This is a genomic window from Cupriavidus sp. GW821-FHT02F09, assembly GCF_059421605.1.
In genome coordinates this window covers 13,639-29,734 of sequence record NZ_JBWKVH010000008.1, presented here as the reverse complement: position 1 = coordinate 29,734, position 16,096 = coordinate 13,639, and the positions used below count along the sequence as shown (strand labels likewise).

Genomic DNA, 16,096 nt, shown 5'->3' with positions numbered 1-16,096 from the left:
CGGAGGCCGGGACCTCAGCGGACGCCGGGGCCGGCTTCGGCAAGTTCGGCCGTTTCATCGCCGCCATGGCGCAGCATGCGGTCAAGCTGCGCGCGGTCGAGTTCGTGCTCCCACGCCGACATCACCACCGTCGCCACGCCATTGCCGATGATATTGGTCAGCGCGCGGCATTCGCTCATGAAGCGGTCGATACCGAGGATCAGCACCATGCCCGCCACCGGAATGTCCGGCACCACCGCCAGCGTGGCGGCCAGCGTGATGAAGCCGGAGCCGGTCACGCCGCTGGCGCCCTTGGAGGTGATCATGGCCACGCCCAGGACGGTGAGCTGCTGCAGCAACGTGAGTTCGATGCCGGTGGCCTGGGCGATGAAGAGCACCGCCATGGTCATGTAGATGTTGGTGCCATCCAGGTTGAAGGAGTAACCCGTGGGCACCACCAGCCCCACCACCGATTTGGAGCAGCCCAGCTTTTCCAGCTTTTCCATCAGGTGCGGCAGCGCCGCCTCCGACGAGCTGGTGCCCAGCACGATCAGCAGTTCCTCCTTGATGTAGGAGATGAAACGGAAGATGTTGAAGCCTGTCAGGCGCGCAACCGTGCCCAGCACCACCACCACGAAGACGATCGCGGTGAAGTAGAAGGTGCCGATCAGCTTGAGCAGCGGCACCAGCGAGCCCAGGCCGTACTTGCCGATAGTAAAGGCCATCGCGCCGAACGCGCCCAGCGGGGCCACCTTGGTAATCACGTGAACGATGTGGAAGAACACCTTGGAGACCTGCTCGACGAAGTCGAACACGATCTTCGAGCGGTCACCCATGGCCGCCAGCGCCGAGCCGAAGAACAGGGAAATCAGCAGGATCTGCAGGATGTCGCCATTGGCGAACGCGCTGACCATCGTGTCCGGGATGATGTGCATGAAGAACTCGACCGTGCTCTGGCCATGCGCCTGCGTCACGTACTGCGAGATCGCCTTGGTGTCGAGCGTGGCCGGATCGATGTTGAATCCCACGCCCGGCTTGAGCAGGTGCGCGGACAGCAGGCCGATCAGCAGCGCGAAGGTGGAGATCACCTCGAAGTACAGCAGCGCCTTGCCGCCGACCCGGCCCACCTTCTTCATGTCGCGCATGCCGGCGATGCCGGACACCACGGTACAGAAGATGATCGGACCGATGATCATCTTGATCAGCTTGATGAAGCCATCCCCCAGCGGCTTCATGGCTACGCCCGTAGCGGGCCAGAAATGCCCGAGCACGATGCCCACCGCGATGGCGAACAGCACCTGCACGTACAGGATCTTGTAAAAGGGTTTCCTCATGATGTCGTCCTCGGTATTTGACCGTGCCCGCCGCCGCACAGCGGCAGGTTCGCGCGCCCTGCAAATGGAGCGCGTCTGCCTTAAGCATCGCAACCGCCGTGCCAGGCCGGCCGGTGTCGCCAAGTGACTGATTTCAAAAGGAAGCTGGCAAAGCGGACGACGCCTCACTCCGATTTTCCGGAATTCCGGAATCCGGCCGTCCGGAGATCCGGACGATCCGGCCGGTGCGGGTGCGCGCGACGCCACCCGTGGCCGCGGCGCAGTACGCGCGGCACACGCGCGGCATCGAAGTGGGTCCCCAAAGCGTCGAACCGCCCCCCATGACGCCGTATAATTCAGCCCTTCCACCCATTCCTGGCGGCCGGCGCGCGCCCCGGGCACTCTTTGCCTGCTGTGTTGCCGCCGCCGATACGCCCACCACGCATGCGCAGCCACTACCAGCACCACGTTTTCTTCTGCCTCAACCAGCGCGAGGACGGCGGCGCCTGCTGCGGCGCGCATAACGCCCAGGCCATGCAGGAATACGCCAAGAAGCGCTGCAAGGCGCTTGGCATCTCCGGCGGCGAAGGCCGCGTGCGCATCAACAAGGCTGGCTGCCTGAACCGCTGTGAACTCGGGCCGGTGCTGGTGGTCTATCCCGAGGCCGTCTGGTACACCTTCGTCGACGAGCAGGACATCGACGAGATCATCGAGAGCCATCTGGTGGGCGGCAAGCCGGTCGAACGCCTGATGGTCGATCACTGATTGACCTCAGCCCCGGCCTCGGCCGAGACGCTGAAACGCTGAATCACTGAAACCCGGGCGCCACGGCGCCAGAGCCAGCCACCCTGCTTCCTGTTTCCATGAACGCGCATACCCAGGTACTTACCGTCGCCGGCCCCGTCGGCGCCATCGACGTTTCAGTCGACCTGCCCCAGGCCGGCGCCCCGCGCGGGCTCGCGCTGGTGGCCCACCCGCATCCGCTGTTCGGCGGCACCAAGGACAACAAGGTAGCGCAGACGCTGGCACGCAGTTTCGTGCAGCTTGGCTACGCCACCGTGCGCCCGAACTTCCGCGGCGTCGGCGGCACCGCCGGCAGCCACGACAACGGCGTGGGCGAGCAGGACGACCTGCTGGCTGTCATCGACTGGATGCGCACCCAGTCCGCGTGGTCGCCGGATGCCGCCACGCTGCCGCTGGCGCTGGCCGGCTTCTCGTTTGGCAGCTTCGTGGCCAGCCACGTCGCCAGGCGCCTGGCCGAGGCAGGCACGCCGGTGCAGCGCCTGGCCATGGTGGGCACCGCCGCCAGCCGCTGGGAAGTCGCCCACGTGCCGGCCGACACCATCGTCATCCACGGCGAGCAGGACGATACCGTGCCGCTGGCGAGCGTGTTCGACTGGGCCCGTCCGCAGGAACTGCCGGTGATCGTGATCCCCGGCGCCGACCACTTCTTTCATCGCAAGCTGCACCTGATCAAGCAGCTCGTCGTCAATGCGTGGGACCAGTGACGGGGGCGGCGCGCCGCCCCGCCATGTCACCGGATGCACTCCCCGCCCCTTTTTTTTGCCGGAAACTGAAACATGTTGAATAGAGCCACGCCGCTTTTCGCGTCCGCCAACACATCCGCCCTGGTCACAGCAGCCATCGTCGGCGCCGCCGTCGTGCTTGCCCCGGCTCCCGTGCGCGCCCAGGGCGTGCCGATGCCGCAGGTGGCGGCCAAGTCCTGGATGCTGTTTGACGTCACCAGCGGCCAGGCCCTGGCTTCGCAGAACGCCGATGTGCGCATCGAGCCGGCTTCGCTGACCAAGCTGATGACCGCCTACCTGGCTTTCTCGGCACTCAAGGAAAAGCGCCTCACGCTGGACCAGACCGTGGTGCCGACCACGATCGTGCAGAAGGTCAAGAGCGACGAATCCCGCATGTTCCTGGAAGCCAACAAGCCGGTCAGCGTGCAGGACCTGCTGCTGGGCCTGATCGTGCAATCGGGCAATGACGCGGCGCTGGCGCTGGCCGAAGCCGTGGGCGGCTCGGAAGAGGGCTTCGTGGCGATGATGAATCGCGAGGCCCAGCGCATGGGCATGAAGAACACCCACTTCAGCAACACCGACGGCATCCCCGACCCGAACCACTACACCACGGCCATGGACCTGGCCACGCTGACCACGCGGATCATCAAGGACTTCCCCGAGTACTACAGCATGTACTCGCAGAAGGAATTCACCTACAACAAGATCCGCCAGCCCAACCGCAACCGCCTGCTCTACATCGACCCCACCGTGGACGGCCTCAAGACCGGCCACACCAAGTCGGCCGGCTATTGCCTGATCTCCTCGGCCAAGCGTCCGCTGGCCAATGTGCCTAACGGCTCGCGCCGGCTGGTCTCGATCGTGATCGGCACCACCACCGAAGCGGTCCGCACGCAGGAAAGCCTGAAGATCCTGAACTACGGCTTCCAGTTCTTCGACACGCTGCGCCTGTACGACCGCGGCCAGGTGCTGGCCACGCCGGACATCTACAAGGGCAAGGCACCCACCGTCAAGATCGGCGTCAAGGACGAGACCTACATCACCGTGCCCAAGGGCACGGGCGGGCGCATCAAGCCGGTGCTGGAGCGCCAGGAACTGCTGGTGGCGCCGCTCACCGCCGGCCAGCAGGTCGGCACGGTCAAGCTGATGGACGGCGCCACCAAGGTAGCCGAGTTCCCGGTGGTAGCGCTGGAAGACGTGCCCGAGGCCGGCTTCTTCGGCCGCCTGTGGGATACCATCCGCTTGTGGTTCAAGCGCAAGTAAGGAGGGCATTGAAATGAGCGCCGACAATTCCGACCAGGGCAAGCCGGGCGACATCCCGCCGGCCGAGTCGCTGATCGAGTACCCCAGCCATTTCCCCATCAAGGTGATGGGCAGCATGCAGGATGGCTTTGCCGAAGCCATCGTGACGCTGGTGCAAGGCTTCGATCCCGACTTCCACGCCGGCAAGATGGAGATGCGCCCTTCAGCCAAGGGCAACTACCTCGGCCTGACCGTCACGGTCTGGGTCACCAGCCGCGAACAGCTCGACGAGCTGTACCGCGCGCTGACGTCGCACCCGATGGTGAAGGTGGTGCTGTAGCCGGTTAAGCGGTGTAGGGGGCCGGCGAGCTTGCCGTCATCCTCCCGCCATGCACTGCGTGGCTCCCCTCTCCCGCGTGGCGGAAGAGGGCGAGCGTATCCATGGCTACCGTGCTGGACAAAAACACTGGCTCCGCTTGTTGTGGCTCCTAGCTAAGCCACCCCTCTCCCCGCCCCTCTCCCCCCGAGGGGAGAGGGAGTAACAACAATCAGGCACTTCGGACCGGGCTGGCCTGTTCGCTCGGCTTCGTCTGGCGCCTAATACAACAAATCATGAACACCATCACCCTCAAGCCCGGCAAGGAAAAATCCTTGCTGCGCCGCCACCCCTGGGTCTACGCCACCGGCGTGGATACCGTCGAAGGCCGCTGCGAGCCCGGCAGTACCGTGATCGTGCGCGCCGCCGACGGCCGCTTCCTGGCGCGCGGGGCGTACAGCCCCTCTTCCCAGATTCGCGTGCGGGTGTGGAGCTTCGACGAGAACGAGCCGGTCGATCACGCCATGTTCAAGCGGCGCGTGTCCGCCGCCCTTGCGCATCGCAAGCAGTGGGTGAAAGACAGCGACGCCGTGCGCCTGATCTTCGGTGAATCCGACCGCCTGCCGGGCCTGATCGTCGACTACTACGGTAGCGGCGCCAACGGCCAGCTGGTGTGCCAGTTCAACGCGGCCGGGGTCGAAGCCTGGAAGGACGCGCTGGTGCAGGCGCTGGTCAAGGAAACCGGCTGCCCGAACGTGTACGAGCGCTCCGACGCCGCCGTGCGCGAGCGCGAAGGCTTGCCGCTGGTGACCGGCGTGCTGGCCGGCGCCGAGCCTGACCCCGAACTCAGCGTGACCGAGCACGGCGTGCGCTATTACGTGGACGTGAAGAGCGGCCACAAGACCGGCTTCTATGTCGACCAGCGCGACAACCGCAAGCTGGTAGGCGATCTGGCCAATGGCCGCGAAGTGCTCAACTGCTTCTGCTACACCGGCGGCTTCTCGCTGGCGGCGCTGCGCGGCGGCGCCACGTCGGTGACCTCGATCGACTCCTCCGGCGAGGCGCTCAAGACCGCCGCGGGCAACGTCGCCCTCAACGGCTTCGACCCCGAGCGTGCGGCCTGGCTCGACGCCGATGTGTTCAAGTCGCTGCGCCAGTTCCGCGCCGACGGCCGCCAGTTCGACCTGATCGTGCTGGACCCGCCCAAGTTCGCGCCGTCGGCCCAGCACATCGACCGCGCCGCGCGCGCCTACAAGGAGATCAACCTGGTCGGCCTGCAGTTGCTGCGCCCGGGTGGCCTGCTGTTCACCTACTCATGTTCCGGCGCGATCAGCATGGAGCTGTTCCAGAAGATCGTGGCGGGCGCGGCGACCGATGCCCGCGCCGATGCGCGCATCCTGCGACGCCTCTCGGCCGGCACCGATCACCCGATGCTGGCAGCCTTCCCCGAAGGCGAGTACCTCAAGGGCCTGTTGCTGGAAAAGATCTGAAACGGGTCTGAACCCGAAGCGACAGGCCAGGAAGAGACGGCGCCCCGGGGCGCCGTTTTTTCATGGGCACGCCGCGCTTGCGGCCGTCATCCCGTCTTCACGCGAGCGCCTTCAGTCCGTCATAAACGCCGCCTATAGTCCGCTGTGCGGATGCGGCATTGGCAGGTGCCCTCCCGCCTCTTCCTATCAGTCTTCGTGGTAGTTGCCCCGCGGCGTAGCGGGGTTTTTTTTGTTCGCCGTTCCGCCCGGGGAGGGCTACAGCGTACGCGGTGAAGGCAAGGACGACACGCGCGAGCTGCGGGCTGGCGCTATGCCTTTTTGCGCGTCATGCCTTTTCCGGGATCGGGTTGCGAAAGCTCACATTGAGCAGATTCCACGCGTTGATCGTGACAATGGCAAAGCCAAGCTCGGCGATCTCTTCATCGGAAAAGTGCGCGCGCAAAGCGGCAAACTCCTCGTCGCTCGCGTCGCTGTGCGGCGTGGCGGTGACGATCTCCGCCCAGCGCAATGCCGCGCGCTCGCGCTCGCTGAAGAACGGCGCTTCGCGCCAGCCGGCAACGGCGTTGAGATGGCGCGGATCCACCTCCTGGCGGATCAGGTCGCGCCAGTGCATGTCGATGCAGAAGCCGCAGCCGTTGATTTGCGACACGCGCAGGAATACCAGGTCGACAAGGCGCTTGCCGAGCAAGCCATTCTGGATGATGGCGGACAGGTCAAGCAGTGCCTTGAAGGATTTGGGAGCGCGCTGGAAGTACGGGAGACGGATGGTGTGGGTCATGGCTTGGCCTTTTGGCGCGGGCTCGTGAGATCCGGTGAAATCCGGCGAGATCTCGTGGGACCGCTTGCGTTGCGAAGGCCGCCCCTTGCGGCCCCCATGCAGTCAAGACGCGGGGGCCCAGGCATTTGTGACAGCGCACCTCAAGAAAGTGGAGGAACGCCCGCCAGCTTGTCCGGATTGCGCACCGAGTAGATCGCGGCAATGCGCTCGCCGTCGATCAGGAAAGCCTGCGCGGACTCAAGCTGCCCGTCCACATAGCGCAGCAATCCCGGCTCGCCGTTGATCCAGGCGAAGCGGTAGACCTGCGCGTCGCCATGACGCTGAGCCATATGCCGGTACAGCCGGGCAATGTTGTCCGCGCCATGCACCACCTTGACGAACGAAGTCACCTTGCCGCCGCCATCGCCGATGATCTGCACGTCATCGGCCAGCACCGCCTTGATGGCGTCCATCTCGCCGCTGCGCGCGGCCTGCATGAAGGTTTCCAGCAAGCGCCGATGGGTGTCTTTGGGCACGTCGAAGCGCGGGCGCTGTTGCTGCACGCGCTCTGAGGCCCGGTGCACCATCTGCCGGCAGGCAGCCTCGCTCTTGCCGAGCAGCGCCGCGATCTCGGCATAGTCGTGATCGAACACCTGCCGCAGCAGGAAGGCCGCGCGTTCGTCGGCGGACAAGCGCTCCAGCACCCACAGGAAGGCCACCGACAGCTCACTCGCCATCTCGGCCGCGGCCTCCGGTGTGCGCTCGTCCAGTTCCACCAGCGGCTCGGGCAGCCACCACCCTACATAGGCCTCGCGCTCGGCCTTGGCCGCGCGCAGGCGGTCGATGGCCAGCCGCGTGACCACCGTGACCAGCCAGGCCTCGGCCGACGCCAGCGCGGCGTGGTCCGCTCGGTCCCAGCGCAGCCAGGCATCCTGGAGCACGTCCTCGGCGTCCGCCCGGGTGCCGAGCATGCGGTAAGCGATGGAAAACAGGCGCGGACGCAATGTGGCGAACACCTCAGGGTCGGCGGGCAAGGCGCTGGAACGCATGATCGGGGCAATAATGGTCCGGTGGTTGATAGGGATACAAGACGCGGCGGCCAGCCGTTTTGTGACAGCGCCGGCCACGAAATGCATGCCGCCATGTTACTTGCTGCCGGTGCGGGTTCCGGCGCAGACTCGGCCCAAGGACTGTCCCCGCAGCTTGCCTCGGTGGATGGCCCCCGGTAGACAGCCCCTTCTAACGCCCGTCTAACGCCCGCCAGCCGAAACTCCCTATAATCGAACGATCGTTCATATCCAGGGCGCCACCGGCGCCCGTTCGTGGTCCAGGAGACGCCATGCCCGCCGCCAAACAATTGCCCCAGGTCCTGCAAAACCTGGCGCTGCCCGTGATTTCCTCGCCGATGTTCATCGTCAGCTACCCCGAGCTGGTGCTGGCGCAGTGCAAGGCCGGCATCGTCGGCTCCTTCCCCGCGCTGAACGCGCGCCCTGCCGAGATGCTGGGCGACTGGCTCACCCAGATGGAAGACGATCTCGCCGCCTTCCGCGCCGCCAACCCGGGCAAGCCGGTCGGGCCGATCGCCGTCAACCAGATCGTGCACACCTCCAATGTGCGCCTGGAGCACGACATCAAGGTGTGCGTGGACCACAAGGTGCCCATCTTCATCACCTCGCTGCGCGCGCCGCCCAAGGAGATGATCGACGCCGTGCACAGCTATGGCGGCATCGTGCTGCACGATGTGATCAGCATCCGCCACGCCGAGAAGGCGATCGAGGCCGGCGTGGACGGGCTGATCCTGGTGGCGGCTGGCGCCGGCGGCCATGCCGGCACGCTGTCGCCGTTCGCGCTGGTGGGCGAAGTGCGCAAGATCTTCGACGGCGTGATCGCACTGTCGGGCTCGATTGCTACCGGCGAATCCGTGCTGGCCGCGCAGGCCATGGGCGCGGACTTCGCTTACGTCGGCACCCGCTTCATTGCCTCGCAGGAAGCCCATGCCAGCGAGTCCTACAAGCAGTCGATCACCACTTCCGCCGCGGCCGACATCATCTACACCAACCTGTTTACCGGCGTGCACGGCAACTACATCCGCGAGAGCATCGAGGCCTCGGGGCTGGATCCCGCCAACCTGCCGCAGGCGGACAAGACCAAGATGGATTTTTCCAGCGGCGCCTCCAAGGCCAAGGCATGGAAGGACGTCTGGGGCGCCGGCCAGGGCGTGGGCCAGATCCACGACATCCCCACCGCTGGCGAAATCGTGGCGCGCATGAAGGCCGAGTACAACGACGCGCGCGCCCGCCTGGGGCTCGCGGTCTGAGCGCGTTGCCAGCCGCCCCACCCGCCGTGCGCAGCCGCAGGCAACGCGCGCTGCGCGGGCTGTGGGTGGCGCTTGGCGTGCTCAGCCTGCTGCTGGGCATCGTCGGCATCTTCCTGCCAGTGCTGCCGACCACGCCCTTCGTCTTGCTGGCCGCCGCGTGTTTCGCGCGTGGCTCGGAGCGTTTCCATGCGCGACTGCTTGCGCATCCGCGCTTCGGCCCGCTGGTGCGTGACTGGCAGGCCCACCGCAGCATTCCCTTGCGCGCCAAGCAGTTGGCCATCAGCATGATGTGGCTGTCGATGGGCACCACCGCATGGCTGATGCGCGAGCGAGCGCTGGCTTCGCTGACGCTGGTCACCATCGCCGCGGCCGTCAGCGCGTGGCTGCTGTGGCTGCCGACGCGCCCCACCGGCGGCCATGCGGCACCGTCCCCGGGCCGCAACCGCGCTCAGTCGTAACGCCGCGCGTCCTCGATCACCTTGCCATCCTGCGGCAGCGAGCCCGCTGCCACGAAGCGCACCTCGCCGCGCAGGCGCATCACCTCGCGCAGCGATTCGCCAATGGCCTGCGCCAGTGCCGCATCGTCGCGCGCGGCGTCGCAATGCAGCGTCATCACGTCGGCACCCACGCTGCCCGTCACCACCAGGCGCGCGGCACGCACCTCGGGATGGCGCCGCACCACCTCGCCCACCTGTCCGGGATGCACGAACATGCCCTTGACCTTGGTGGTCTGGTCGGCGCGTCCCAGCCAGCCCTTGAGCCGCTGGTTGGTGCGCCCGCACGGGCTGGCGCGCTCGTTCGAACCGGCCACGAACGCCGACAGGTCCCCCGTGCCGAAGCGAATCAGCGGATAGTCGCCATTGCCCAGCACCGTGACCACCACCTCGCCGGTCTCGCCGTCAGGCATGGGCTGCGTGCCGCCCGGCTCGACGATCTCCACCAGCACGTTCTCGTCCAGCACCCAGCCGTCGCCGCCCTGGGTCTCGTAGGCGATCAGGCCCACGTCGGCGCTGCCGTACATCTGCTGCACGCGGATGCCGCGCTCGGTGAACCAGGCGCGCAGCGATGGCGGCAATGCCTCGCCAGACACCAGCGCCTTCGTCAGGCCCTGGCAGGGCAAGCCGAGCTCGTCGCCCTTCTCCAGCAGCAGCTTGAGAAAGGATGGCGTGCCCGCGTAGGCCGCCGGCTGCAGGCTCGCCATCGCCTGCACCTGCGATTCGGTCTGTCCCACGCCCGCCGGGAACACACAGCACCCCAGCCGATGGGCGCCGGTTTCCATCATCATGCCGGCCGGCGTGAAGTGGTAGGAGAAGGTGTTGTAGACGAGATCGCCCGAGCGGAAGCCCGCCGCGAACATGGCACGCGCGATCCGCCACCAGTCGGCGCCATGCCCGTCGGGTTCGTGGATCGGGCCGGGCGACTGGAAGATGTGGCGCAGGCCGCCGAGCGGCGTCGCATTCAGCCCGCCCAGCGGCGGCATGATCCTCTGCCGAGCCGTCAGCTCGGACTTGCGCGTCACTGGCAGCGCCGCCAGCGCGGCGCGCGAGTCCAGCGCGCGCGGATCCACGTCGCGCAGCACCTCCGCAAAATAAGGCGCATGCGCCTTGGCATGTGCAACCTGGCGCGACAATGCGTCCAGCAAGGCCAGCGTGCGGACGGCCGGGGCGCGCGTTTCAAGCGAATCGAAGTATTCAGGCATGGTGCGTAGTTCGCGTAGGTAGTCGCGTGATGAACCGTACTGTTTAAAGCCGGATGCGCATCGAGAAGGGCGAACAAGCCGTGGCGAGCGGCCCGTGGCGGATTGGCGGAGCGCTGGCGCGCACGGGTCGCGCAGCAGGCTTGTTCGCGCTGCTCAGGCGAGCCAGCGCTTGCGCCGGCGATAGCTCTTTACGTCACGGAAGGAGCTTCTCCCGCCGCCCTCTCCATCATTCGCGGCGACGCCCAGGTAGAACTCCTTCACATCCTCATTCGTGCGCAGCGCCTCGGCCGCGCCATCCATCACCACGCGGCCGTTCTCCAGGATGTAGCCGTAGTCCGCATAGCGCAGCGCCACCATGGTGTTCTGCTCGGCCAGCAGGAAGCTGACCTTCTCGCGCTGGTTCAGGTCGCGCACGATCTCGAAGATCTCCTCCACGATCTGTGGCGCCAGCCCCATCGATGGCTCATCGAGCAGGATCATGCTGGGCTTGGCCATCATGGCCCGGCCGATCGCGCACATCTGCTGCTCGCCGCCCGAGGTGTAGCCCGCCTGCGACTTGCGGCGCGTCTTCAGGCGTGGGAAGTAATCGTAGATGCGCTCCAGCGCATCGCGTGTTTCGCTGCGCGACAAGCCGCGCGTATAGGCGCCGGTCAGCAGGTTTTCCTCCAGCGTCAGGTGGGCGAAGCAATGCCGCCCCTCCATCACCTGGATCACCCCGCGCTTGACCAGCTCGTTGGGCGTAAGCCGGTCGACCCGGTTGCCGCGGTACTCGATCGAGCCCTTGGTGACATCGCCGCGCTCGGCATGCAGCAGGTTGGAGATGGCCTTGAGCGTGGTGGTCTTGCCCGCGCCGTTTGCGCCCAGCAGCGCCACGATCCGCCCCTCGGGCACGTCGAGGGAAACGCCCTTGAGCACCAGGATGACGTGGTCGTAGATGACTTCGATATTGTTGACGGACAACAGGCTCATGGTGCGGCTCGGTTGGTGGTTCCTGGCTGGCTTCATCTCCGCTCGCCCGCATGCGGGCGAGCGGAGTCGACAACAATCAACAAACGCCTTGCAGCGCCCGGATCAAGACTTCATGCACGCAGGCGAGATGCCCTTCTCTTTCGCGAACTGCGCGGCACTCGCCTTGAACAGCGGATGGATCAGGTTCTTGTTGCCTTCGATCCAGTCCGACACCACCACCCACTTGGTGCCATCCCACTGCTGGATCTTCACCTTGCCCGAGCCTTCGTGGTTGTCGCAGCTGGTCTTGATCTCCGGCAGCAAGCCCGTGGCGCCCAGCTGCTGCAGGCGCGCATTGTTCACGTTCAGGTTCTCGAATGCCCAGCGCATGTCTTCGCCGCTCATGACCTTGCCCTTGCCGTACTTGGCCTGCGCCACGCGGATCGCTTCCACCGTCACCACGGCCGCGGATACGCCACGGTTGTAGAGCACCGAGCCAACCTTGTTGCGGTCCTGCATATTGCCCTTGCCGGCGCCGTAGACCACCTTGTCGATATCGGCGATCAGCGGCACGCCCTTGCCCGCCACGTTCCAGGTTGCGCTCATATAGCCCTTGGCGGCATCGCCGGCGGGCACGGTGTCTTCTTCCGAACCTGCCCACCACGAGCCAATCATCTTGTCGCGTGCGAAGCCCACCTTTTGCGCCGCCTTGAGCGCGGTCTGGTTCATCACGCCCCAGCCCCAGAAGATCACGTAGTCAGGATTCTCCTGGCGGATCTTCAGCCACTGCGCGCCCTGCTCGTTGCCGGGGTGCGCCACCGGGATCTCGACCAGGTTGAACTTGCCGAGCTTGGCTTCGGCTTCCAGCGCCACGATCGGCTCCTTGCCATAGGCGGAGTCGTGATACAGGTAGACGATCTTCTTGCCGGCCAGCGAGCCGCCGTTCTTGCCCGCCAGGAACTTGACGATGGCCGAGACCTGCATCTGGTAGGTGGTGACCAGCGGGAAGGCATAGGGGAAGACCGAACCGTCGACCGCATCGGTGCGGCCATAGCCCATCATCACCAGCGGCACCTTGTCGGCCGCGGTCTTGTCCACCAGCGCGTAGGAGATGCCGGTCGACATGGTGTGGTACGCGGTGCCCTTGCTGACGGGGCTCTTGCCCTTGAGCCGCTCATAGCACTCCACGCCCTTGGCGTTGTTGTACTCCGTCTCGCACTCTTCCCACGACAGCTTGACGCCGTTCACGCCCCCGTCCTTGAGGTTGACGTAGTTCAGGTAGTCGACGAAGCCGCCATAAAAGGACTGTCCGTTGGCGCCATAGGGGCCGACGCGATAGCTGGGCAGCGCGACGAACTGCTCGCCGCTTTGTGCCTGCACCGCCAGCGGCGCCAGCAGCGCGGCCGACGCCCCCACCGCCAGGGCTATGCGCTGCAGATTGCGAATCAGGATGGTCATGACAGTCTCCTTCACCTTGGCAGGTGTGTTTGTTATGGAATACCCGTTTGTCTTGTTCCGAACCAAAAAACGTCAATGCGATGAGACTCAATGGGGGAATGGCCAGAGCCGCAGCTTCTCCTTCGCGATCTGCCACAGCCGTGCCAGGCCATGCGGCTCCACCACCAGGAAGAAGATGATCAGCCCGCCGAACACCATCAACTGGATATGCGACACGGCGGCGTTGGTAAAGGGCAGGTGCAGCAGCGCGGCCAGCGGCGGCAGCGCGATGTCCAGGAAGATCGGCAGCAGCAGGATGAAGGCCGCGCCCAGGAACGAACCAAGGATGCTGCCCACGCCGCCGATGATGATCATGAACAGCACGCGGAAGGAAAGGTCGAGCGAGAAACCGTCCGGCTCGACCGAGCCCAGGTAGCAGAACGCATAAAGCGCGCCCGCCACGCCGCAGTAGAACGAGCTGACGGCAAAGGCCAGCAGCTTGGTGCGCATCAGCGGAATGCCGATCACCTCCGCCGCCACGTCCATGTCGCGCACCGACATCCAGGCACGCCCGGTGGAGGAGCGCACCAGGTTCTTGGCCACGATGGCCAGCACCGTCACCACCATCAGCACGAAGAGGTACTTCTTCACCGGTGTATCGATGGCGATGCCGAACAGGCTCAACTGCTGCGCGGTGATCACGCCCGATGAGCTGTTGTTGGAGAACCAGGGAAACTTGGTCAGCGCCCACACCACGAAGAACTGCGCTGCCAGCGTCGCCACCGCAAGGTAGAAGCCCTTGATGCGCAGCGACGGCAAGCCGAACGCCACGCCTACCATCGCTGCCGACAGTCCGGCGAGGATAAAGGTCAGCAGCACCGGCAGGCCCTCGATGCGCAACTGGAAGTTGTAGGCCGCGTAAGCGCCCACCGCCATGAAGGCCGCGGTGCCAAGCGAGAGCTGCCCCGCGTAGCCCGTGAGGATATTGAGCCCGAGCGCGGCCAGCGCGAAGATCAGGAACGGGATCAGGATGGCCGAGAACCAGTACTCCGAACCCAGCAGCGGGATCGCCACGAAGGCCACCGCCATCAGCACCGCAAAGCCGATGCGGTCCTGGCGGATGGGGAAGATCTGGCTGTCGGCAACGTAGGTGGTCTTGAACTGGCCGGATTCACGGTAGAACATGTTTTCTCTCCTGAGGCGCGGGCCGGTCAGACACGATCGATGTGTTTCTCACCGAACAGCCCCTCGGGCCGCACCAGCAGGAACAACAGCGCAAACACATAGGGGAACCAGCCTTCGATGCCGCCGAAGTTGCCGCCAAACGCGGACTGGAACACGGGCGGGATATAGATCTCGGCCAGCTTCTCCGATGCCCCGATGATCAGGCCGCCGACGATGGCGCCGGGCACCGAGGTAAAGCCGCCCAGGATCAGCACCGGCAACGCCTTCAACGCGGTCAGCGTCAGCGCGAACTGCACGCCATTGCGCGAGCCCCACAGCATGCCCGCCACCAGCGCCACGAAGCCTGCCACGCCCCAGACAATGGCCCAGATATGCTGCAGCGGAATCCCCAGCGACAGCGCGGCCTGGTGATCGTCCGCCACCGCGCGCAATGCACGGCCCACCTTGGTGTACTGGAAGAACAGCGCCAGCGTGCCCACCAGGACGGCGGCGATACCCGCGGCCGCCAGGTCGAACTTGGATACCACGATATTGAAGCGCGTCAGGATGGCTTCGATGGGCTCGTCGACGATGCCGAGGTTGATCGGGCGCACTTCATTGCCGAACAACAACGGCCCCAGCCCCTCGAGGAAGAAGGACAGCCCGATGGTGGCCATGAACAGCGTGATGGGTGGCTGGTTCACCAGCTTGCGCAGCACCAGCCGTTCGGTGCTGATGCCGACCACCACCATCACGCCGAACGCGCCGATCACGGCCGCCCACATCGGCAGGCCCTTGTCCATCAGCCCCACCACCGCCAGCGCGGCAAAGTACACCATCGCACCCTGCGCGAAGTTGAACACGCCCGATGCCTTGTAGATCAGCACGAACCCCAGCGCCACCAGCGAGTACATCAACCCCGACAATAAGCCGCCGATCAGGATTTCAAAGAAGAACGTCATGGTTGTCCTTGTCTTGCAGCTGCATCAGTGGCCCGCGCCCAGATAGGCGCGAATCACATCCGGGTTGGCCTTCACCGCTTCCGGCGTGCCGTCGCCGATCTTCTTGCCGTAGTCCAGCACCACCACACGGTCGGAGATGTCCATCACCACGCCCATGTCGTGCTCGATCAGCACGATGGTGGTGCCGAACTGATGGTTCACGTCCAGGATGAAGCGGCACATGTCCTGCTTCTCTTCCACGTTCATGCCGGCCATCGGCTCGTCGAGCAGCAGCATCGAAGGCTCTGCCGCCAGCGCGCGCGCCAGCTCCACGCGCTTTTGCAAGCCGTATGGCAGGCGCCCCACCGGCGTCTTGCGGATCGCCTGGATCTCCAGGAAATCAATCACCTCCTCGACCTTGCGCCGGTGCTGCATTTCCTCGTTGCGCGCCGGGCCCCACCACAGCGCGTTGGCCAGCAGGCCGCTGCGGAACCTGGTGTTGCGCCCGGTCATGATGTTGTCGAGCACGGTCATGCCCTTGAACAGCGCGATATTCTGGAAGGTACGCGCGATGCCCTGGCGCGCCGCGGCGGTGGGATGCATCTTGCGCCGTTCCTCGCCTCGAAACACGATGCGCCCCTGCTGCGGGTGGTAGACCCCGTTGATCACATTGAGCATCGAGCTCTTGCCCGCGCCGTTGGGGCCGATGATGGCGCGGATCTCATGCTCGCGCACGTCAAACGAGATATCGGTCAACGCCTTCACGCCGCCAAAGGCCAACGAGATATTCTGCAGGTCGAGTATCACGTCGCCGGCTTGCCGCACCTGCGCATGTTCCATCTGAACCCCGCCGAGCGCTTGTGCTGTTGCTGTTGCCCCTGCCCCCGCGGACGCGCCGCTCCACACCGGCTGGCCATCGCCGCCGCGCTCCACGCCTTGCCATGCCATTTGCGTCATCCTCTCGCCC

The 16,096-nt window shown here is 65.6% G+C and carries 16 protein-coding genes; 7 read left to right on the top strand and 9 right to left on the bottom strand.

The window, feature by feature from the left end; genetic code table 11:
- Nucleotides 1-14: 14 nt before the first annotated feature.
- On the bottom strand, nt 15-1,316 hold the full coding sequence (locus AC07XB_RS11695) for a dicarboxylate/amino acid:cation symporter (protein WP_492810542.1): 1,302 nt from the start codon (nt 1,314-1,316) through the stop codon (nt 15-17).
- 420 nt (nt 1,317-1,736) lie between these two features.
- Between AC07XB_RS11695 and AC07XB_RS11690 the strand changes: the two genes are divergently transcribed.
- The 5 genes from AC07XB_RS11690 (at nt 1,737) to AC07XB_RS11670 (ending at nt 5,866) form a co-directional block, all read left to right on the top strand.
- Nucleotides 1,737-2,057, top strand: a complete 321-nt coding sequence (locus AC07XB_RS11690) for a (2Fe-2S) ferredoxin domain-containing protein (protein WP_267605322.1) — start codon at nt 1,737-1,739, stop codon at nt 2,055-2,057.
- Nucleotides 2,058-2,155: 98 nt separating this feature from the next.
- Complete coding sequence (locus tag AC07XB_RS11685; RefSeq protein ID WP_441632226.1) at nt 2,156-2,800, top strand: alpha/beta hydrolase; 645 nt, start codon at nt 2,156-2,158, stop codon at nt 2,798-2,800.
- A gap of 72 nt (nt 2,801-2,872) precedes the next feature.
- On the top strand, nt 2,873-4,081 hold the full coding sequence (locus tag AC07XB_RS11680) for a D-alanyl-D-alanine carboxypeptidase family protein (protein WP_492374386.1): 1,209 nt from the start codon (nt 2,873-2,875) through the stop codon (nt 4,079-4,081).
- A 13-nt stretch (nt 4,082-4,094) separates the two neighbouring features.
- Entirely contained in the window at nt 4,095-4,400 is a 306-nt protein-coding gene (locus AC07XB_RS11675) for a YbeD family protein (protein WP_183032022.1), read from the top strand.
- A 272-nt stretch (nt 4,401-4,672) separates the two neighbouring features.
- Nucleotides 4,673-5,866, top strand: coding sequence for a class I SAM-dependent rRNA methyltransferase (locus AC07XB_RS11670; protein WP_492375603.1), 1,194 nt, complete (start codon nt 4,673-4,675; stop codon nt 5,864-5,866).
- A 325-nt stretch (nt 5,867-6,191) separates the two neighbouring features.
- On the opposite strand, the gene AC07XB_RS11665 is transcribed toward AC07XB_RS11670, so the two are convergent.
- Nucleotides 6,192-6,644 carry a carboxymuconolactone decarboxylase family protein gene (locus tag AC07XB_RS11665; RefSeq protein ID WP_416050346.1) on the bottom strand — a complete coding sequence of 151 codons (453 nt, stop codon included), beginning with the start codon at nt 6,642-6,644 and terminating at the stop codon, nt 6,192-6,194.
- A gap of 140 nt (nt 6,645-6,784) precedes the next feature.
- Entirely contained in the window at nt 6,785-7,672 is an 888-nt protein-coding gene (locus AC07XB_RS11660; RefSeq protein ID WP_492375602.1) for an RNA polymerase sigma-70 factor, read from the bottom strand.
- 290 nt (nt 7,673-7,962) lie between these two features.
- On the opposite strand from AC07XB_RS11660, the gene AC07XB_RS11655 reads away from it, so the two are divergent.
- Both AC07XB_RS11655 and AC07XB_RS11650 read left to right on the top strand, forming a co-directional pair.
- Nucleotides 7,963-8,940: an NAD(P)H-dependent flavin oxidoreductase gene (locus AC07XB_RS11655; RefSeq protein ID WP_183032018.1), complete on the top strand. Its 978-nt coding sequence runs from the start codon at nt 7,963-7,965 to the stop codon at nt 8,938-8,940.
- Between the two features lie 5 nt (nt 8,941-8,945).
- On the top strand, nt 8,946-9,398 hold the full coding sequence (locus tag AC07XB_RS11650) for a YbaN family protein (protein WP_492375601.1): 453 nt from the start codon (nt 8,946-8,948) through the stop codon (nt 9,396-9,398).
- On the opposite strand, the gene AC07XB_RS11645 is transcribed toward AC07XB_RS11650, so the two are convergent.
- The 6 genes from AC07XB_RS11645 to AC07XB_RS11620 form a co-directional block, all read right to left on the bottom strand.
- Nucleotides 9,389-10,639 carry a phenylacetate--CoA ligase family protein gene (locus AC07XB_RS11645; RefSeq protein WP_492375600.1) on the bottom strand — a complete coding sequence of 417 codons (1,251 nt, stop codon included), beginning with the start codon at nt 10,637-10,639 and terminating at the stop codon, nt 9,389-9,391. The genes AC07XB_RS11650 and AC07XB_RS11645 overlap by 10 nt on opposite strands.
- Nucleotides 10,640-10,792: 153 nt before the next feature.
- Entirely contained in the window at nt 10,793-11,608 is an 816-nt protein-coding gene (locus AC07XB_RS11640; RefSeq protein ID WP_035875783.1) for an ABC transporter ATP-binding protein, read from the bottom strand.
- A gap of 102 nt (nt 11,609-11,710) precedes the next feature.
- Nucleotides 11,711-13,045 carry an ABC transporter substrate-binding protein gene (locus AC07XB_RS11635; protein ID WP_253929709.1) on the bottom strand — a complete coding sequence of 445 codons (1,335 nt, stop codon included), beginning with the start codon at nt 13,043-13,045 and terminating at the stop codon, nt 11,711-11,713.
- Between the two features lie 87 nt (nt 13,046-13,132).
- A complete protein-coding gene (locus AC07XB_RS11630; RefSeq protein WP_492828783.1) occupies nt 13,133-14,209 on the bottom strand; it encodes a branched-chain amino acid ABC transporter permease in 1,077 nt (358 codons plus the stop codon).
- Between the two features lie 26 nt (nt 14,210-14,235).
- Nucleotides 14,236-15,150: a branched-chain amino acid ABC transporter permease gene (locus AC07XB_RS11625; RefSeq protein WP_150989598.1), complete on the bottom strand. Its 915-nt coding sequence runs from the start codon at nt 15,148-15,150 to the stop codon at nt 14,236-14,238.
- A gap of 24 nt (nt 15,151-15,174) precedes the next feature.
- Nucleotides 15,175-16,086 (bottom strand): ABC transporter ATP-binding protein, encoded by a 912-nt coding sequence (locus AC07XB_RS11620; protein ID WP_492828785.1) that lies wholly within the window; start codon nt 16,084-16,086, stop codon nt 15,175-15,177.
- Nucleotides 16,087-16,096 lie beyond the last annotated feature (10 nt).